The 17,935-nt window shown below is 66.8% G+C and carries 16 protein-coding genes and 1 riboswitch; of the genes, 2 read left to right on the forward strand and 14 right to left on the reverse strand.

From position 1 onward, the window contains the following. Positions 1-126 precede the first annotated feature (126 nt). From murB to AC0J5K_RS11735, 6 genes are all read right to left on the reverse strand, one after another. The gene (gene murB / locus AC0J5K_RS11710) at positions 127-1,056 is read right to left on the reverse strand and encodes a UDP-N-acetylmuramate dehydrogenase (protein ID WP_274562690.1); all 930 of its coding nucleotides are present in this window, start codon (positions 1,054-1,056) and stop codon (positions 127-129) included. A 60-nt stretch (positions 1,057-1,116) separates the two neighbouring features. Beyond that, on the reverse strand, positions 1,117-1,401 hold the full coding sequence (locus AC0J5K_RS11715) for a hypothetical protein (protein WP_048530633.1): 285 nt from the start codon (positions 1,399-1,401) through the stop codon (positions 1,117-1,119). Positions 1,402-1,482: 81 nt separating this feature from the next. Continuing rightward, positions 1,483-1,740, reverse strand: a complete 258-nt coding sequence (locus AC0J5K_RS11720) for a DUF2484 family protein (protein ID WP_074835325.1) — start codon at positions 1,738-1,740, stop codon at positions 1,483-1,485. After that, the gene (gene murC / locus AC0J5K_RS11725) at positions 1,737-3,140 is read right to left on the reverse strand and encodes a UDP-N-acetylmuramate--L-alanine ligase (protein WP_274562686.1); all 1,404 of its coding nucleotides are present in this window, start codon (positions 3,138-3,140) and stop codon (positions 1,737-1,739) included. Before murC ends, AC0J5K_RS11720 begins: the two co-directional genes overlap by 4 nt. Further along, positions 3,137-4,258, reverse strand: a complete 1,122-nt coding sequence (locus AC0J5K_RS11730; RefSeq protein ID WP_074835328.1) for a UDP-N-acetylglucosamine--N-acetylmuramyl-(pentapeptide) pyrophosphoryl-undecaprenol N-acetylglucosamine transferase — start codon at positions 4,256-4,258, stop codon at positions 3,137-3,139. Before AC0J5K_RS11730 ends, murC begins: the two co-directional genes overlap by 4 nt. A gap of 31 nt (positions 4,259-4,289) precedes the next feature. Beyond that, a complete protein-coding gene (locus tag AC0J5K_RS11735) occupies positions 4,290-5,456 on the reverse strand; it encodes a peptidoglycan glycosyltransferase FtsW (RefSeq protein WP_048530623.1) in 1,167 nt (388 codons plus the stop codon). Between the two features lie 169 nt (positions 5,457-5,625). Here AC0J5K_RS11735 and AC0J5K_RS11740 point away from each other — a divergent pair, with 169 nt between their 5' ends. After that, complete coding sequence (locus AC0J5K_RS11740; RefSeq protein ID WP_274562682.1) at positions 5,626-6,804, forward strand: BaiN/RdsA family NAD(P)/FAD-dependent oxidoreductase; 1,179 nt, start codon at positions 5,626-5,628, stop codon at positions 6,802-6,804. A gap of 75 nt (positions 6,805-6,879) precedes the next feature. Then, positions 6,880-7,572, forward strand: coding sequence for a hypothetical protein (locus AC0J5K_RS11745; protein ID WP_274562680.1), 693 nt, complete (start codon positions 6,880-6,882; stop codon positions 7,570-7,572). A gap of 86 nt (positions 7,573-7,658) precedes the next feature. Here AC0J5K_RS11745 and murD read toward each other — a convergent pair whose 3' ends face one another. The 8 genes from murD to mraZ form a co-directional block, all read right to left on the reverse strand. Beyond that, positions 7,659-9,065, reverse strand: coding sequence for a UDP-N-acetylmuramoyl-L-alanine--D-glutamate ligase (gene murD, locus AC0J5K_RS11750; protein ID WP_274562678.1), 1,407 nt, complete (start codon positions 9,063-9,065; stop codon positions 7,659-7,661). A 100-nt stretch (positions 9,066-9,165) separates the two neighbouring features. Beyond that, positions 9,166-10,248, reverse strand: a complete 1,083-nt coding sequence (gene mraY / locus AC0J5K_RS11755) for a phospho-N-acetylmuramoyl-pentapeptide-transferase (RefSeq protein WP_048530619.1) — start codon at positions 10,246-10,248, stop codon at positions 9,166-9,168. Between the two features lie 21 nt (positions 10,249-10,269). Next, entirely contained in the window at positions 10,270-11,679 is a 1,410-nt protein-coding gene (locus tag AC0J5K_RS11760; protein ID WP_274562674.1) for a UDP-N-acetylmuramoyl-tripeptide--D-alanyl-D-alanine ligase, read from the reverse strand. Beyond that, positions 11,676-13,160, reverse strand: coding sequence for a UDP-N-acetylmuramoyl-L-alanyl-D-glutamate--2,6-diaminopimelate ligase (locus tag AC0J5K_RS11765; protein WP_274562671.1), 1,485 nt, complete (start codon positions 13,158-13,160; stop codon positions 11,676-11,678). Before AC0J5K_RS11765 ends, AC0J5K_RS11760 begins: the two co-directional genes overlap by 4 nt. An 11-nt stretch (positions 13,161-13,171) precedes the next feature. Next, positions 13,172-14,959, reverse strand: coding sequence for a peptidoglycan D,D-transpeptidase FtsI family protein (locus AC0J5K_RS11770; protein WP_048530612.1), 1,788 nt, complete (start codon positions 14,957-14,959; stop codon positions 13,172-13,174). Further along, positions 14,956-15,321 (reverse strand): cell division protein FtsL, encoded by a 366-nt coding sequence (gene ftsL / locus AC0J5K_RS11775; RefSeq protein ID WP_048530610.1) that lies wholly within the window; start codon positions 15,319-15,321, stop codon positions 14,956-14,958. The genes AC0J5K_RS11770 and ftsL overlap by 4 nt, the downstream gene beginning before the upstream one ends. Further along, on the reverse strand, positions 15,321-16,313 hold the full coding sequence (rsmH, locus tag AC0J5K_RS11780; RefSeq protein ID WP_074835337.1) for a 16S rRNA (cytosine(1402)-N(4))-methyltransferase RsmH: 993 nt from the start codon (positions 16,311-16,313) through the stop codon (positions 15,321-15,323). The genes ftsL and rsmH overlap by 1 nt, the downstream gene beginning before the upstream one ends. A 3-nt stretch (positions 16,314-16,316) precedes the next feature. Beyond that, on the reverse strand, positions 16,317-16,823 hold the full coding sequence (gene mraZ / locus AC0J5K_RS11785) for a division/cell wall cluster transcriptional repressor MraZ (protein ID WP_074835339.1): 507 nt from the start codon (positions 16,821-16,823) through the stop codon (positions 16,317-16,319). A gap of 844 nt (positions 16,824-17,667) precedes the next feature. Next, positions 17,668-17,863, forward strand: a riboswitch (cobalamin riboswitch). Positions 17,864-17,935 lie beyond the last annotated feature (72 nt).

The following is a 17,935-nucleotide window of genomic DNA, read 5'->3' on the forward strand; positions in this document are numbered from 1 at the left end:
CCCGGTCCTCGTTTGTTTTGCGCCGTTTCGGCGCGTTTTTATGATGAACCTGCCGGTTCTTGCCTCAGCCGCCCCGACCCCTGTCGGGATTCGGTACTCTGGGCGGGCCGTTTCGGCCTTGGCGGATCAGGCTTTTTCGCCGACCCGCATGATTTCCCAGTGTAGCTCTATTCCACTGGTTTGAAAAACCCTTTTTCGCACTTCCTCGCCCAGCGTTTCCAGATCCTGCGCCGTGGCCGCCCCGGTATTGATCAGAAAGTTGGAATGTTTTTCGCTCATCTGCGCCCCGCCGATGCTGAAACCGCGCAGCCCGGCGTCGTCGATCAGCTTCCAGGCCTTGAGATCATGGGTGTCGTCCGCCTTGCCGGTGCTGGAAAACCCGGCCGGATTGCGAAAGGTCGAGCCCGCCGTGCGATCCTTGGTGGGCTGCGAGGCGTCGCGTTTGGCCAGTTGATCGGCCATTTTCTGCGCAAGCGCCTCGGGATCGCCCGGCGGGCCCTCGAATGTGGCGCCGGTGATCACCCAGCCGTCGGGCAGATCGGTCTGACGGTAGCGGAAATCCAGGTCGCGGGCAGTGAGAGTGACCTGCTCGCCCTGCCGCGTCACCGCCTGGGCCTCGACAAAATGATCCGCAATATAAGAGCCGTAGCAGCCGGCGTTCATCCGGACTGCGCCCCCGATGGCGCCCGGAATGGTGCGCAGGAAGGTCAGATCGACGCCGGCCTCGGCCGCCTTTTTCGCCACATGGGCATCAAGCGCCGCAGCGCCGGCGGTGACCCGGTTGCCCGCGACGGAAATGCCGTTGAAGCCGCGCCCCATGCGGATCACCACTGCGCGCAAGCCGCCGTCGCGGACAATCAGGTTCGACCCGACGCCCATCGGAAACACCGGCAGCCCCTCCGGGAGATCACGCAGGAAATCGGCCAGATCGGCGACATCGGCCGGCTGGAACAACCAGTCCGCCGGCCCGCCCACGCGCAGCCAGGTGAGATCGGCCAGCATCCGGCCTTCGGTCAGCCGCCCGCGCACCTGCGGCATGTGAAAATGGTCATCCATTGCCTGCCCCTTTGGGTTTTCCCCGTCATAAGACGGAACACGCGCCACGAAAAGGGGCGATCACCGGGCCATGCGCCCGCGCCACCAGGCGATCCCGCCGCCGATCCCCAGGCCCGCCATCGCCGGCGCCACCAGCAGCAGGACGATGAGAAAATAGCCCAGCGCATCCCAGCCCTGGCCGGCGCGGGCGAGCAGCATGAAATACACCCCGGCCGCCAGCGCCGCCACGATCAGCCCGAAAAAGGCAACGAACACCCGCTTTCGGATCAGAAGATAGCCGAGCAGCGCCGACACCAGGGCGACCCCGGCCACGAAGAGGATGATCCTGATCTGTGCCGGCTCCATGGGCGCGCCTTTCTGCGGGGGCTTGGCAGGACAGGCCCCAGCCTAGCAACGCCGGTCCGCCGCGGCAAACCCGGGCTGGTGTTACGACGCGCCGCGCCGCACCCGCCCCCGCATCCAGCGGGTGACGTAGACCAATGGCCAGCGCAGCACGCTCATGCCGGCCATCAGCACCAGGAGCCCGACCCAGGGGCCGTTCTGATAGGTCACATAGCCCAGCAGCGGCACGCCAACGGCAATCAGCCCATAGGCGCGGCGCCAGTGATTGTCGCGCGAGGGCATTGCCGCCAGAAGATTGGCCGCCAGCGCCCAGAGACAGGCCAGGATCAACGAGGTCGTCATGACGCCAGTTGCTTCGGCAGCGCATTGGCCCAGGCGGTGATCGTGCCGGCGCCGAGGCAGACCACGATGTCGCCCGGCCCGGCATTCGCGCGCACGAAATCGACCAGCGCCTCTTCTCCGACCAGCGCGGCGGCGTGGCGGTGGCCATGGCGGCGCAGCCCGGCCACCAGGTCATCGCGCGAGGCGCCGGGGATCGGATCTTCTCCGGCGGCAAAGACATCGGCGATCGCCACAACATCGGCCTCGTTGAAGCAGCCGCAGAAATCCTCGAACAGATCGGACAGCCGGGAATAGCGGTGCGGCTGGTGCACGGCAATCACCCGGCCGTCGCTGGCCTGCCGTGCCGCGCGCAGCACGGCGGCGATTTCCACCGGGTGGTGGCCGTAGTCGTCGATGATCGTCACGCCGTCGACTTCGCCCACTTTCGTGAACCGGCGGTTGACGCCACCGAAATTTGCCAGCGCCGCGCGGATCTCTTCGGTCTTCATGCCCAGGTGCCGGCAGACGGCAACCGCGCTCAGCGCATTAGAGACGTTGTGATCGCCCGGCATCGGCAAGGCGCAGCCCTCGATCATCAGCCCCTCGGCCTGAAGCGCGATGTCGAAATGTGCCACCCCGCCCGTGTAATGCAGGTTCACCGCGCGGACATCGGCCTGGGAGTTGAAGCCATAGGTCACCACCCGCCGGTCGGTGACCTTGCCCACCAGCCGCTGGACTTCTTCGTGATCGGTGCAACAGACGGCGAGGCCGTAAAACGGAATGTTCGACACGAAATCGAGAAAGCCCTGCCGCAACCGGTCGAAATCGCCCCAATGCTCCATGTGCTCGGGGTCGATGTTGGTGACCACGCCGATGGTGGCCGGCAGGCGGTTGAAGGTGCCGTCGCTTTCGTCGGCCTCGACCACCATCCATTCGCCCTGCCCCATCCGCGCGTTCGAGCCATAGGCATGAATGATGCCGCCGTTGACCACCGTCGGATCGAAACCGCCGGCGACCATCAGCTCGGCCATCATCGTCGTTGTCGTCGTCTTGCCGTGGGTGCCGGCAATGGCGATGTTCGACTTGAGCCGCATCAGCTCGGCCAGCATCTCGGCCCGGCGCACCACCGGCAGGCCCTGGGCGCGGGCCTCGTCGAGCTCGGGGTTGCCCGGCTTGATCGCGGTTGAGATCACCACGACCTCGGCTTCGGCCAGGTTCTCGGCCGCCTGCCCCATGAAGATGCGCGCGCCGAGGCCCGCGAGCCGTTCGGTGATCTTCGAGCCTTTGAGGTCGCTGCCCTGCACCCGGTAGCCCAGATTGAGCAATACTTCGGCGATGCCCGACATGCCGATGCCGCCGATGCCGACAAAATGGATCGGCCCGACATCGGTGGGCAGTTTGGTGGCGGCGGCAGCGTTCATACGGGGTCCTTTCCGGGCTGTGGACTCTGGCCGCCGGCCAGCGTCTCGACCATCGCGGCCAATTCGCGGGCCGCATCGGGTTTGCCAAGCGCCAGGGCGGCCATCGCCATGCGGCGGGCCTCTTCCGGCTGGCGCAGAATGTCATGGATGGTGGCGGTCAGCGGCTCGACGTGCAGTTCGCCCTCGGACACCACCACCGCCGCGCCGGCCTCGGCCATGCCGCGGGCATTGGCGCTCTGGTGGTCGCCGGTGGCATGGGCATAGGGCACCAGAATCGCCGGCCGGCCGATCACCGTGAGATCGGCGATCGACGAGGCGCCGGCGCGGCTGATCACCAGCTGCGCCTCCGACATCCGCCGCGGCACGTCCTGAAAGAACGGCTGCACATCGGCGTCGATATTGTGGTCTTCGTAGAATTTCGCAACGCGCTCATGGTCTTCGCCGCGCGCCTGATGGCTGACGCGGACGTTTTCCAGCACGCTCATCGGCAGGCCGGCAATCGCCGGCGGAACCACGTCCGAGAGGATGCGCGCGCCCTGGCTTCCGCCCATCACCAGGATCGACATCGGATAGTCGCCGGGCGCGATATAGCTCGCCCCCGCGCGCTCGAGGATGGCGGCGCGCACCGGGTTGCCGCTGTGATGGCCCGCGACGCCCTCGGGCAGGTCGGTGGGCCAGGTGCCGCAGGCCATGGCATCGACGCGCTTGGCAAACAGCGTGTTGACCTTGCCGAGGATGCCGTTCTGCTCGTGGATCATCCGCGGCCGGCGCAGCAGGAAAGCCGCCGAGAGCGCCGGGATCGACGGATAGCCGCCAAAGCCCACCACCACGTCGGGCCGGTCGCGCAGCATGCCGAATACGGCGGAACAGACCCCGCCCAGAATACGCAGCGGCGCCAGCGCCTTGGCCGCAGGACCGCCCCGGGCCAAGGTGGCCGAGCTGATCTGATCGATCTCGACCGTATGGGGGAAGCCTTGGGTATACCGTGCCCCGCGCGCATCGGTCGAGAGCTTGACCCGCCAGCCGCGAGACAGCATCTCTTCCGCCAGCGACTGCGCCGGGAACATATGCCCGCCAGTGCCGCCGGCCGCGATCACGAGTAGCCTCTGCCGCTCCATCACTCCGAACCCCTATGCCATGCGGCGAAGCTCACCTGACGCGGCTCCGCAGGATGTCACCGATTTCGCCCTGCGGCCGGGTCCGGGTGAACGACAGCAACATGCCCACCGCAATGCCGGTGGCAATCAGCGACGAGCCGCCGTAGCTGACAAACGGCAGGGTCATGCCCTTGGCCGGGAGAAGCCGCACCGCAACACCCATGTTGATCATGGCCTGAACTCCGAACATGCAGGCAAGCCCCGTGCCGGCCAGCCGGATAAAGGGATCGCGCTCGCGCATCAACCGCAGCAGCGACGAAAGCACGATACCCGCATAGAGTGTGATGATCGCCAGCACAAGGACGAGCCCGTATTCCTCGGCCGCCACGGCGATGATGAAATCGGTATGCGCGTCGGGCAGCGACCATTTGACCTGGCCCTCGCCGACGCCGACGCCGACAAACCCGCCTTCGCGGATCGCATTTGTGGCATAGCCCAGCTGGGTGTTCGGATCGACATCGGCGGTCAGGAAACCGTCGATACGGCGGGCGAAATGTTCGGAATTCGAATAGGCCACGGTGCCGGCCAGCACCACCAGGAGCGCGATGCCCACCAGCAAGAGCATTGGCGCGCCGGCGACGAAATACATCACCCCCCAGCCGAACAGCACCAGGCAGGCCTGGCCGAAGTCGGGTTGCAGCGCCAGCATCAGCACGATGGTCAGGCAGAGCCCGAAGGACCAGAGCCGCCCCGGCGGGCCGTTGATCTCCTGATTGGCGGCCAGCATCCAGGCGGCGGCAACCACGAACCCGGGCTTGAGGAATTCCGACGGCTGCACCGCCGCAAAGCCGAGGCTGTACCAGCGCACCGCCCCCTTGCCGAAATCGGTGCCGAACACCGGCAGCAGGGCCAGCGCGACAAAGGCCAGCGCAAAGCCCACCACCGCCAGCCGGCGCACCAGGACCGGCGTCATCATCGAGGTCAGCAGCATCGCCATCAGCGCCGCGCCGCCGAACACCGCCTGCCGGGTGACATAGTGAAACGGCTCGAAGCCGTTCTTGGCCGCCAGCGGCGGCGAGGCCGCGAGCCCCAGCAGGATGCCGATGGTGAACAGGATCAGGATAAAGGACATCGACATCTTGTCGATCGTGCGCCACCACTTGGGGAGCACAGGCTCGACGTCCCTCACGGGAGCCGCGCCATAGACCATCTCAGTCATGGGAATCTGCCACTCAATCTGCCTCGGACGCCCCGTTGATCGGGGTCTGCGCCGAAGTTTACCGCAAACCCTTGGACAAGGCTAGGAAAAAGGCCCGGCCGCCAGCCCCCCGGGTGACGCCGCGGCGCCGGCCCTTGCGCTTGCCGGCGTTTCGGGGCACCGCTGGCGGATGGATGTCACCACCCTCATACTCGGCGCCGGCGCCGCCGGGCTGATGTGCGCGGCCCGGGCCGGCCCCGGCACGCTGCTCATCGATCACGCCCGCGCGCCGGGCGAAAAGATCCGCATCTCCGGCGGCGGCCGCTGCAATTTCACCAATCTGCACACCGGGCCCGAGAACTTCCTGTCGCAGAACCCGCATTTCTGCAAATCCGCGCTCAAACGCTACAGCCAGTGGGATTTCATCGAGCTGGTCGATCGCCACGGCATCGCCTGGCATGAAAAGACCCTGGGCCAGCTGTTCTGCGACGGCAAATCCACCCAGATCGTCGAGATGCTGCTGGCCGAGATGCGCGCCGCCGGGGCCGAGCTCTGGCTCGGCACCAGCGTCATTTGGGTCCGCCACGACGGCAGCCGCTTCTCGGTCGTGCTCGAGCGGGACGGGCAGCGCACAGCGGTCACCGCCCGCAACCTGGTGCTGGCCAGCGGCGGCAAGTCGATCCCCAAGATGGGCGCCACCGGGCTGGCCTATGACCTCGCCCGGCAATTCGGGCTGGCGGTGACCGAGACCCGCCCCGCCCTGGTGCCGCTGACCTTCTCCGACCAGCGCTTCGCGCCGCTCTCCGGTGTCTCGCTGCCGGTCACGGCCACCGCCAATGGCACCGGTTTCGACGAGGCGCTGCTCTTTACCCACCGCGGCCTCTCCGGGCCGGCGATCCTGCAAGCCTCCTCCTTCTGGCGCGAAGGCGACGAGATTTCCCTGCGCCTCGCCCCGCCCGGGCTCTACGAGGATCTGCGCGCCGCCCGGCAAGCGGCCGGCCGGGTCAACCTCACCACCGCACTGGCGCGCCACCTGCCGGCGCGGCTGGTCGATCACCTTGCCGCCCCGCTGGGCCTCGCCGGCAACCTCGCCGATCAATCCGACAGCCGTCTGCGCGCGCTCTGCGCCACGCTCGCGGACTGGCGCCAAAGGCCCACCGGCTCCGAAGGCTATCGCACCGCCGAGGTCACCCTGGGCGGCATCGACACAGACGGGCTGAATTCGCGCGACATGCAGGCCAAGGCCCTGCCGGGCCTCTATGCCATCGGCGAGGCGGTGGATGTGACCGGCTGGCTCGGCGGCTACAATTTCCAATGGGCCTGGGCCTCGGGCCATGCGGCGGGCACGGCGATCGCGGCGCAGGGCTGACACCTCGCGGGGCTGGAATATTTACACCGCCGCCACATATCCGTTACACAGCCGCCACCCTGAACGGAGCGCCGGATGGCCCCTATCGAATATCCGCCCCTGAAGCCCGGCAATTTCCTTCGCGCGCTCGAAGCCAAGGTGCCGCAGAAATTCGTCCGCGACATCCTCAACCGCCTGCGCTTCCGCGACCAGGCGCCGCTCTCGGACGCGGCGCTCTTCGTGCCGCTGCAAGACGTGCATGCCGCCTATGCCCCCGACCCCGGCAAGGGCGCGCCCGAGTTCCGCCGCCGCCACAGCGGGCTGGTGCGCGGCGGCGATTGGGACCTGTCGATCAAACCGCTGGAAGACTCCTTCAAACACATCGCCTGCCGGCTGCATTTCCTCGAGGGCAAACCCTGGGAAGACACCGGCGTCTACGAGCGCCACCTGCAAAACATCGCCAAACGCGGCGAATCCGACGGCTGCCGCACGCTCGAAGACCTCAAGCGGCGCTACGCCGGCGTTGACCGGCTGTACGAAGAGGTGAGCCGCAGCGGCCGGTTGCGGCCGCGCTCGGAAGTGCCGGGATATTTCCGCCGCGAGCACGGCGGCATCTTCGTCCATATCGACCGCAATGGCCGTGCCCTGCGCCGCGGCGGCGGCGAACACCGCTACGCCATCGCCCGCATCCTCGACCTGCCGGAAATCCCGGTGCAGCCCGGCGTGATCCATATCGACGCCCTGCGGCACGGCCATCTCGACCGGCTGCGGCAGTCGATCCACGATTGAGCCGGGGATCTTCCCGCAGCTTTCCTTTTGCCGAAAGTACCGCGGGGGAGTCGCCGCAAGGCGACGGGGGCAGCGCCCCCTGCACCCTATGCCTGCGGCAACCGCGCCAGCACGTTCTGGGTGAAATCCACCCCGCGCTGCTCGAAATTGTCGTATTGGTCGAAACTCGCCGCCGCCGGCGCCAGGAGTACCGTCTCGCCGGGTTGCGCCTCGGCCATGGCGTGTTCCACCGCGGTCGACATCTCGGTGCAGACCTCGGCCTCGATCCCGGGCAACCCGAGGGCAAAGCCCGCCGCCTCGCGGCCGATGACATAGGCCTTGGCCACATTGGCCAGCCCCGGCGCCAGCCCCTCGAGCCCGCCGTCCTTTTGCAAGCCGCCGCAGATCCAGCGGATGTTGCGGAAGGCGCTGAGCGCCTTGGCGGCGCTGTCGACATTGGTGGCCTTGCTGTCGTTGACATAGGCCACGCCGCCGGCCTCGGCGATCAGCTGCGACCGGTGCGGCAGGCCGGCGAAACTGTGAAAGGCCTGTTCGATCACCCGCGGCGCCAGCCCCAACGTGCGGCAGACCGCATAGGCGGCGCAGGCGTTCTGATGGTTGTGCGCCCCCGGCAGCCCCTTGATCGCGCGCAGGTCGATCGACCCGGCCTGGCGCCCCTTGCGATATTCCGAGAGAAACCCCTTGCGGGCAAAGACATGCCAGCCCGGACCGCCAAGCTTGCCGGCCACCGAGACCCGGATCACCCGGTCATCGCCCGGCCCCTCGCTGAGCTGACCGGCGAGGAACCGTCCCTCGTGTTCGTCCACCCCCACCACCGCGCGATCCGGCCCGCCCTCGGCGAAGAGCCTGCGCTTGGCGGCGAAATATCCGCCCATGCCGCCGTGCCGGTCGAGATGGTCGGGACTGAGATTGGTGAAGACCGCGACATCCGGTGTCAGCGCCCGGGCGAGCTCGGTCTGGTAGCTCGACAGTTCCAGCACCACCACGCCGCCATCCCCGGGCGGATCGATATCGAGCACGCCACGACCGATATTGCCGGCCAGCTGCGCGGCGCGGCCCGAGGCCTCGAGAACGTGGTGGATCAACGCCGAGGTGGTGGATTTGCCGTTCGAGCCGGTCACCGCCACCACCCGCGGCAGGGTGTCATGCGCCTCCCAGCCGGCATGGGCCAGCGCGCGAAAGAACAACCCGATGTCATTGTCGACCGGCACCCCCGCCGCCTGCGCCGCCGCCACCACCGGGTTGGGCGCCGGGTAGAGATGCGGGATGCCCGGCGAAACGATCAACCTTGCGATGTCGTCGAAGGCGCCCCCTTCCCGCAGGTCGACGACCTCGAAGCCCTGGTCCGCGGCCCGGTCGCGGGCCTCCGGGTTGTCATCCCAGCAGACCGGGATCGCGCCGCCCTGGCGCAGGGCGCGGGCGGCGGAGAGGCCGGAGCGGCCGAGGCCGAGAATTGCGACGCGGGCGTTTTCGAAACCGGGTACTGGGATCATTGTGGTGGTTCCTTCGACATGGGGCGGACCGGGGGCCAGCCCCCGGACCCCCGCGGTATTTGCAGCAAGAGGAAGGGACGAGACGCGCCGAGGGGCGCCGTCAGCGCACCTTGAGCGTGGCCAGGCCGATGATCGCGAGGATCAGCGAGATGATCCAGAAGCGGATCACGATGGTCGGTTCGGCCCAGCCCTTCTTTTCGTAATGGTGGTGGATCGGCGCCATCAGGAAGACCCGTTTGCCGGTGCGCTTGAAATAGAGCACCTGGATGATGACCGAGAGCGCCTCGACCACGAAGAGCCCGCCGACCACGCCGAGCACGATCTCGTGTTTGGTGGCCACCGCGATGGCCCCGAGCGCGCCGCCGAGCGCGAGGCTGCCGGTGTCACCCATGAAGACCGCAGCCGGCGGGGCATTATACCACAGGAAGCCCAGGCCGCCGCCGAAGAGCCCGGCGGTGAAGATCAGGATCTCGCCGGTGCCGGGCACGTAGTGCACGTCGAGATATTCGGTGAAGTCGACCCGGCCCACCGCATAGGCGATGACGCCGAGCGTGCCGGCGGCGATCATCACCGGCATGATCGCCAGCCCGTCGAGCCCGTCGGTCAGGTTTACCGCATTGGCGGCGCCGACGATGACGAACATGGCAAAGGGCAGGAACAGCCAGCCGAGGTTGAGCAGCGTGTCCTTGAGCACCGGCAGCGCGAGGCGGAATTGCAGCTCGTCGGGGTGATAGATCGCCGCCCAATAGGCGGCGATGCCGGCGATCACGAAGCCGAGCAACAGCCGCACCCGGCCCGGCACTCCCTTGGTGTTCTGTTTCGAGACCTTGGCGTAATCATCGGCAAAGCCGATCAGGCCGAAGGCCAGGGTCACGAAGAGCACCATCAGCACGTAAGGGTTGTCGAGCCGCGCCCAGAGCAGCGTTGCGGTCAGCAGCGCGCTGAGGATCAGCAGCCCGCCCATGGTCGGCGTGCCGGCCTTGGCGACATGACCTTCTGGACCGTCGTCGCGGATCGGCTGGCCCTTGCCCTGGCTGCGCCGCAGCACGTTGATCAGCGGCTTGCCGAAGATGAAGCCGAAGATCAGCGCCGTCATGAAGGCCCCGCCTGCCCGAAAGGTGATGTAGCGGAAAAGATTGAAAAAATCCCCGCCATCGGACAAAGCTGTCAACCAGTAGAGCATCTCATGCCCCTTCCCTACCACTTATTGTGGGGCGCCATGGCCCATTTTGCGGATCGCGTCAACCAGCGCCGACAGGCCGGTGGCTTTCGATCCCTTGACGAGCAAGACATCGCCCGCGCGCAGATCCCGGCGGACGTCGGACAGGATATCGGCGACCGTCGGTTGCCACTTGCCGCGTTTCTCGGCCGGCAGCGCCTGCCAGAGGTGTTTGCTCAGCGGGCCGACACAGAACACCCGGTCGATCTCGTCCATCGCCGGCAGACCGGCCAGCGCCGCATGCAGTTCGGGCGCGGTCTCGCCCAGTTCGGCCATATCGCCGAGACAGGCAATGCGGCGGCCGCGTTCGCCGGCCGGCGTCGCGGCCAGCACCGTCAGGGCGGCCTCCATCGAGGCCGGGTTGGCATTGTAGCTGTCGTCGATCACTTCCAGCGCCCTGGAAGGATCGACGGGATCGAGGGCGATGGTCTGGCGCGCGCCCCGGCCGGTGACCGGCGCCCAGCGGGACAGGGCGGCGGCGGCCAGCGCCGGGTCGAGACCCAGCGCATCCCCCACGGCCAGCACGCCCAGCCCGTTCATCGCGAAATGCCGCCCCGTGGCGGCGATCTTGAAATGCAGATCCTCGTGGCGCACCCGGGCCCGGGCGACGGTGACGCCATGCGCCATCTCGACATGCGCCAGCCGATACTGCGCGCGCGGCGTTTCGCCAAAGCCGATGTAGCGCGCGCCGGCCGCACGCGCGGCCGCGCGCAGGATCGCGGCGGTCTCGATCTCGGCGTTGAACACCGCGGTGCCGCCCGCGACGAGGCCCGCCAGGATGCTGGCCTTTTCCTCGGCGATGCCCTCGATGGCACCGAAGGCCTCGAGATGCGCCGGTGCGACGGTGGTGATCATCGCCACATGCGGCCGCGCGATGCGCGCCAGGGGGGCGATTTCGCCGGGGTGGTTCATGCCGATCTCGATCACCGAGAAGGCGCTGTCGCGGGGCATCCGGGCCAGGGTCAGCGGCACGCCCCAATGGTTGTTGTAGCTGGCCACCGAGGCATGGGTGGGGCCGAAGGCCGCGAGCGTCTGGCGCAGCATTTCCTTGGTCGAGGTCTTGCCGACCGAGCCGGTTACGGCGACGACCTGCGCCTCTGTCCGGTCGCGGCCGGCGCGGCCGAGCGCTTCGAGCGCCGGCATGATGGCCTCGACGATGAGCAGCGGCGCAGCTTCGCTCACCCCCTCCGGCACATGGGTGACAACCGCGGCTGCGGCGCCTTTCTCCAGCGCCTGGGCGACAAAATCATGACCGTCGCGGGCGGCCTTCAGCGCGACAAAGAGATCGCCGGGTTGCAGTGTGCGGGTGTCGATCGAGACGCCGCTGGCCTGCCAGCCCGTCGTGTTGCGCCCGCCGGTGGCGGCGGCGGCCTCTTCGGCCGTCCAGAGGCTCACGGGTTGACCCCGTCAAGCGCCGAGACCGCGACGCTGGCCTGTTCGACATCGTCGAAGGGATAGGTGGTGTCGCCCACAACCTGGCCGCTTTCGTGGCCCTTGCCGCAGATCAGCAGCGCATCGCCGGGCGAAAGCATGTCGACGCCGCGCAGGATGGCTTCGGCGCGGTCGGCCACTTCGATCGCCTCGGGGCCGGCGCCTTCGATCACCGCGGCGCGGATCGCGGCCGGGTCTTCGGTGCGGGGATTGTCGTCGGTGACGATGACGATATCGGCATTGTCGCGCGCGGCCTGGCCCATCAGCGGGCGTTTGGCGGTGTCACGGTCGCCACCGGCGCCGACAATGGCGATCAGCCGACCCATGACATGCGGGCGCAGCGCCGAGAGCGCGGTTTTTACGGCGTCCGGGGTATGGGCGTAATCGACGAAGGTGGCGGCCCCGTTGGCGCGGGTGGCGGCAAGCTGCATGCGGCCGCGCACGGTGCCGAGCTCGCCCAGGGCCTCGAAGACCCGGGTCGGGCTCTCGCCGGCGGCGATCACCAGCCCGGCGGCCAAGAGCACATTGGCGGCCTGGAAGCCGCCGATCAGCTTGAGCCGCGTCTGATAGGCCTGGCCCAGCCATTCGAACCGCAGATCCTGGCCGGTGGCATCGAACCGCTGCGCCACCAGTCGCAGGTCGCGGCCCTGGCCCTGCCCCACGGTCAGGACCGATTGGCCGCGCGCGGCGCAGACCGGCTCGAGATCGGCGACCCGGGGGTCGTCCATGTTGAGAACGGCAGTGCCATCCTCGGGCAGAACGCGCAGGAAAAGCCCGGCCTTGGCCTCGAAATAGGCCTCGAACGTGTGATGATAGTCGAGATGATCCTGAGTGAAATTGGTGAAACCGGCGGCCTGAAGATGCACGCCGTCGAGCCGCCGCTGCGCCAGGCCATGCGACGAGGCCTCCATTGCCGCATGGGTGATGCCGTTTTCCGCCGCTGCCGCGAGGGTGCGGTGCAGCGTCACCGGTTCTGGTGTGGTATGGGCAAGTGGCGCCTCCCAGGCGCCTTCGACGCCGGTGGTGCCGAGATTGACCGCCGGCAGGTCGAGCGCCATCCAGATCTGGCGGCAGAAGGTCGAGACCGAGGTCTTGCCGTTGGTGCCGGTCACCGCCACCATGACCTCTGGCTGGGCGCCGAACCAGAGCGCCGAGGTATAGGCCAGAACCTGGCGCGGGTCTTCGGCGACGATCAGCGCGACATGGCTTGCGTCGAGCACCTCGGCGGCAATCCGCGCACCTTCGGCATCGGTGAGCACCGCGCCCGCGCCCATGCGCAGGGCATATTGAATGAACTCCGCGCCATGCACCCGCGCGCCGGGCAGCGCGGCAAAGAGGAAGCCCTCTTCGACCTCGCGGCTGTCGACCGTGATGCCGGTAATCGTGGCGTCGGCGCCCCCCCGGGCGCTGAGGCCCAGATCGGCAAGCGTTTTGGTTCTGCTCATGAAGGACCCCGTCACTGACTGGTGAGCGTTATACCAGCCAGCGTCTCGGGTTCAATCGTGGGTCTGAGCCCCAGCAGCGGTGCCAGTCGTTCGATCATCTCGGCGGCCACCGGCACGGCGGTCCAGCCGGCGGTGCGGCGCAACTCGCCGGCGGCGTGGATCTCGGGCTCGTCCAGCGTCACCACCAGCACGTATTTCGGATCGTGGATCGGAAAGATCGAGGCGAAGGTGGCGATCACCTTGTCCTTGTAATAGCCGCCCTTGGGCTTGGGCTTGTCGGCGGTGCCGGTCTTGCCGCCCACCGCATAGCCCTTGACCTCGCCAAAGCTCGCGGTGCCCTCCTTGTGGCTGACCACCAGCCGCAGCATGGCGCGCGCGGCCGCGGCGGCGCTTTCCGACATCACCCGGTCGCCCAGCTTGGGGCCGGTCTGGCGCAGCAATGTCGGCGCGACCATGCGCCCGCCATTTGCCACGGCGGCATAGGCGGTGGCCAGATGCAGGGGCGACACCGACAGCCCGTGGCCATAAGAGATCGTCATGGTGCTGAGTTCGGACCAGTTCGGCGGCAGCAGCGGCTTGGCGTGTTTGGCCTCCTGCAACTCGACCGGGGTGACGTCGAAAAAGCCGAGCCGCTTCAGGAAATCCTGCTGGCGCGGTGTGCCGATCTTCTGGGCCAGCCGCGCAGTGCCGATGTTGGAGGATTTGACGATCACCTTGGTGACCGACAACTCCTTGCCGTAATTGTTGAAATCGCGGATGCGAAACCGCCCCCAGGTGAGCGGGCCACGGATGTCGACCATCGAGTCGGGCCCGACGATCCCAAGGTCCATCGCCTGCGCCGCGGCAAAGATCTTGAAGGTCGACCCCAACTCGTAGACCCCCTGCACCGCCCGGTTGAACAGCGGGCTGATCGAAGGATCATCCCCAAGCGCCGGCAGCGGCCGGTCGTTCGGATCGAAGTCCGGCAGGCTGGCCAGCGAGAGGATCTCGCCATTGCTGGCGTCCATCAGAATGGCGGTCGCGCCCTTGGCGCCCATGATCTTCATACCGCCGTAAAGCACCTTTTCGGCCGCCGCCTGTAGCGTCAGATCGATGGACAGTTCCAGCGGCGCGCCCTCGCGTGCCGGATCGCGCAGCAACTTGTCTTCGAACTTCTCGATGCCGGCGGTGCCCAGCACCTCGGCGGAATGCACACCCTCGCGGCCGAAGCCGTAGCCGCCCAGCACATGCGCGGCCACCGCGCCGTTGGGATAGAGCCGCATCTCGCGCGGGCCGAACAGCAGCCCGGGTTCGCCGATGTCATGCACCGCCTGCTTCTGCTCGGGGCTCAGCTTTTTGCGAATCCACATGAATTTTCGTTCGGAGGTGAACCGCTTCTTGAGGTCGGCGACGTCGATCTCGGGGAAAATCTTGCCCAGTTCCTCGGCCGCGCGCAGCGGATCGATCATCTGCTGCGGATGGGCATAGAGCGAATAGACCTCCATGTTTGTCGCCAGAATGCGGCCCCTGCGGTCGACGATATCGGCGCGCTGGCCGATGATCGACGCGCCATTGGTGGCGGCTCGCGGCTCGGTCGCCTCGGAGGCGGCCAGCCCGCCCATGCGCACGGCGATCACCAGGAAGGCGCAGAAATACATGATACCCAGCAACAACAGCCGCTGCTCGGCGCGCAACCGGAGCCGGTCGCGAATCTCTTCGTGGCGCAGCCGCAGGTTCTCGCGTTCGATGGCATCGGGGTTTTCGCCCTTTTGTCGGGCGTCGAGGATGCGCGCCAAGGGGCGCAGCGGTGTGCGGATCATGGCTCTTGCTCTTGCTCTGCGCCTTGCGAGGAGGTGACAACGGAATTGGTGATCGGCGCGAAATCGTCGAACACCGGCGCCGGAAAGGCCACCTGATCGACATTGCCGAAATGCCGCGGCCGCAGCGGCAGCAGGCCGAGGCGGTCAAAGTTCAGCTCGGCCAGATCGCGCAACCTGTCGGGCCGGTTGAGATAGGCCCATTCCGCACGCAACACCGAAAGTCGGACCCGGGCCGCACCGATCTCGCTCTGAAGCTTGGCCGTCTTTTCAATGGCTTCCTGCGTTTCGTAGTTCTCGTGGTAGGCCCAGAAGGCCAGCCCGATCACCGTCAGCGCTGTCATCACATACAGAACGGAGCGCATTACCTTGTCCTCTTGAGTTGCGGCATGGCGATGGATTTGGCGTCGATCTCCCCGGCCGGCACTTCGGTGCGCCGGGCCACCCGCAGCCGCGCCGAACGCGAGCGCGGGTTCTCGGCCAGTTCCTGCTTGTCGGGGCCGGCGGCCTTGCGGGTGACGATCTCGAACTGGGCCGGCACCGCCTCGACCTGCGGCGCGTATCGGTTGAAATTGCCAGAATGTCCGGCGCGGGCCTGAAGGAAGCGTTTGACCATCCGGTCCTCGATCGAATGAAAGGTCACCACCGCCAGCAGGCCGCCCGGCCGCAGCACCCGTTCTGCGGCCATCAGCCCTTCGAACAGCTCGGTATATTCGTCGTTCACCGCAATCCGCAGCGCCTGGAACGAGCGCGTTGCGGGATGGCTCTGCCCCGGCTTGGCGCGCGGCAGCGAACGTTCGATCACCCCGGCCAGTTGCAGCGTGGTTTCAAACGGCGCTTCGGTGCGGGCCTTGACGATGTTCCTGGCGATCCGGCGCGAGGCACGTTCCTCGCCAAAGACATAGAGGATCTCGGCCAAGTCCTGCTCGGTGGCGGAATTGACCAGATCGGCGGCGCTGGGGCCGTCCTGGCTCATCCGCATGTCGAGCGGGCCGTCCTTCATGAAGGAAAAGCCGCGTTCGGCCCGGTCAAGCTGCATCGAGGAGACCCCGAGATCGAGCACCACGCCGTCCACCTGATCGGCAACCTCGTCCATCTTGGAAAAGACCGTCTGTTCCGGGCGGATGCGGGCGCCGTAGCCGGCCATCCAGTCGGCCGCCAGCTCAAAGGCCAGCGGGTCGCGGTCGATCGCCACGACCTCATCAGCGCCGGCGTCAAGCAGGGCGCGGGTATAGCCCCCGGCGCCGAAGGTGCCGTCGATCCAAGTGCCCGCCACCGGCGAGACCGCCGCGATCAGCGGTCGGATCAGAACGGGGATATGCGGGGCCGCGGGGGGTGTGACAGCAGCGGCGGCCATGGCTCAGGCTCCCTCTGCCGGTCCATCGAGGAAGGACAGCGGGTCAAAATCCTCGGGCAGCTCGTCGAGCCACTCTTCGGTCTTGGCCAGCTCTTCCTTCTCGTAGGTGTCCGGGTGCCAGATTTGAAAGGTGTCACCGGCGGCGATGAAAAAGGCCTCTTTTTCCAGACCGATCTTGTCCCGCAGCTTGGCGGGCAGGACCAGGCGGCCGGTCTCGTCGACGTTGGTGGGATAGGATTGGCCGTGAAACAGCCGTTGCAGCATCTTGCGCTGCATCGACCCGCGCGGCATGGCATCGATCTTGGCGTCGACCTCGTCGATCGCCTCCATCGTGTAACATTCGAGGTAGTTGCGCCGGTGATCGCCATAGACAATTACGAGCTCGGGGTTTTCGCCGGATTTCCAATTCGGATCAGCAGCTTCCAGCACACGGCGAAACAGGGCCGGGATCGACACCCTGCCCTTTGTATCCACCTTGTGGCGGCTTTCGCCTCTGAACCTGCGGCTCACTGTCCTGCCGTCCTTTGCCCGCGCCCCCGCGAAACCCCCCATGTCTTGGATGTAAAAACGGCGGATTGATCTGCTGCCACTGATCAACCCGCCGCCTGTCCCGCTCTTGCGGGATGTCCAGCTGCGCGCGCCACCTGGGGGGATGTCTGCTCGCCCGCGCGCCGGATCTCTGTTTCACGATGAAAGGCGGATGCCTGTATGAAACCTGTTTTTGCTTTTGTTCGGAGTTGGTTGCGGGGTCGTTTGCTGCCCCTGTCTCCGTCCCTCATCGTGATATAAGGGATGCCATGGGAAATTATGGAAATCAACAGGCAAAATTGGGAAAGACCCACATCATATTGTCCACACCCCCTGTGGAAAACAACATCTTGGGGTAAAATTGATACTGTTTTTGGAATTTATAGCGGAAGCGGCTTTTTGCTCATACCATATATAGTAATTGAGGCGCTGTGGCTTTTTTCCCACGAAATCCCGGAATTTTCGGGGCAGCGCCGTGATTTACCCGTTTCCCCAAATTCTGCCGCGCCTGCTTTTGCGGATTTTGGCGATTCCGGCGCTGTGACTCACACACGAATCACGGAATCGAGAGCCAATTCTTGATTCTGTCGCCGCACCGGATTGGGCCGGTGCCATGAATTCCCATCCGTCCCACGATTTCCCGTATGTCCCATGGTTTCCCGGCGCGGTCCTGATTTCCCGCCGGGGCCGCGCCCGCCCGCCAGGGCCATTCAGGCCCTCTACGGCCATGGATTCCCAAAAAGGCGCCGGCGTGGCCGCCATGCCGCACCTGAAGCCGCGTGGCGGGGCGTGCGAATTGCCGTCTTGCCAGGCTGAGCCGGCACAATTAGACGAAGCCTGTCTTGGTTCGGGCCTCGCAAGGGGTTCGTGAAAAGGGAACGCGGTGCAAAGCCGCGACTGCCCCCGCAACTGTGAGCGGCGAGCACCTTCGGAAACTGCCACTGTGGCCGCCGGCCGCGGGAAGGCCCGGCGGATGCAACGACCCGCGAAGTCAGGAGACCTGCCAGGAGCTCACCCTATCCCGACGCGGGGCGCGTCACGGATAACGGCAACCCCGTCGCGGTGACTTCACTGAAACGGTGGGCGCTGTTCCC

This window comes from Marinovum sp. E3 (assembly GCF_055755275.1).

Coding starts and splice junctions, on each gene's coding strand:
- murB (WP_274562690.1), bottom strand. CDS start 1,056: ATGGATGACCATTTTCACATGCCGCAGGTGCGCGGGCGGCTGACCGAA.
- AC0J5K_RS11715 (WP_048530633.1), bottom strand. CDS start 1,401: ATGGAGCCGGCACAGATCAGGATCATCCTCTTCGTGGCCGGGGTCGCC.
- AC0J5K_RS11720 (WP_074835325.1), bottom strand. CDS start 1,740: ATGACGACCTCGTTGATCCTGGCCTGTCTCTGGGCGCTGGCGGCCAAT.
- murC (WP_274562686.1), bottom strand. CDS start 3,140: ATGAACGCTGCCGCCGCCACCAAACTGCCCACCGATGTCGGGCCGATC.
- AC0J5K_RS11730 (WP_074835328.1), bottom strand. CDS start 4,258: ATGGAGCGGCAGAGGCTACTCGTGATCGCGGCCGGCGGCACTGGCGGG.
- AC0J5K_RS11735 (WP_048530623.1), bottom strand. CDS start 5,456: ATGACTGAGATGGTCTATGGCGCGGCTCCCGTGAGGGACGTCGAGCCT.
- AC0J5K_RS11740 (WP_274562682.1), top strand. CDS start 5,626: ATGGATGTCACCACCCTCATACTCGGCGCCGGCGCCGCCGGGCTGATG.
- AC0J5K_RS11745 (WP_274562680.1), top strand. CDS start 6,880: ATGGCCCCTATCGAATATCCGCCCCTGAAGCCCGGCAATTTCCTTCGC.
- murD (WP_274562678.1), bottom strand. CDS start 9,065: ATGATCCCAGTACCCGGTTTCGAAAACGCCCGCGTCGCAATTCTCGGC.
- mraY (WP_048530619.1), bottom strand. CDS start 10,248: ATGCTCTACTGGTTGACAGCTTTGTCCGATGGCGGGGATTTTTTCAAT.
- AC0J5K_RS11765 (WP_274562671.1), bottom strand. CDS start 13,160: ATGAGCAGAACCAAAACGCTTGCCGATCTGGGCCTCAGCGCCCGGGGG.
- AC0J5K_RS11770 (WP_048530612.1), bottom strand. CDS start 14,959: ATGATCCGCACACCGCTGCGCCCCTTGGCGCGCATCCTCGACGCCCGA.
- ftsL (WP_048530610.1), bottom strand. CDS start 15,321: ATGCGCTCCGTTCTGTATGTGATGACAGCGCTGACGGTGATCGGGCTG.
- rsmH (WP_074835337.1), bottom strand. CDS start 16,313: ATGGCCGCCGCTGCTGTCACACCCCCCGCGGCCCCGCATATCCCCGTT.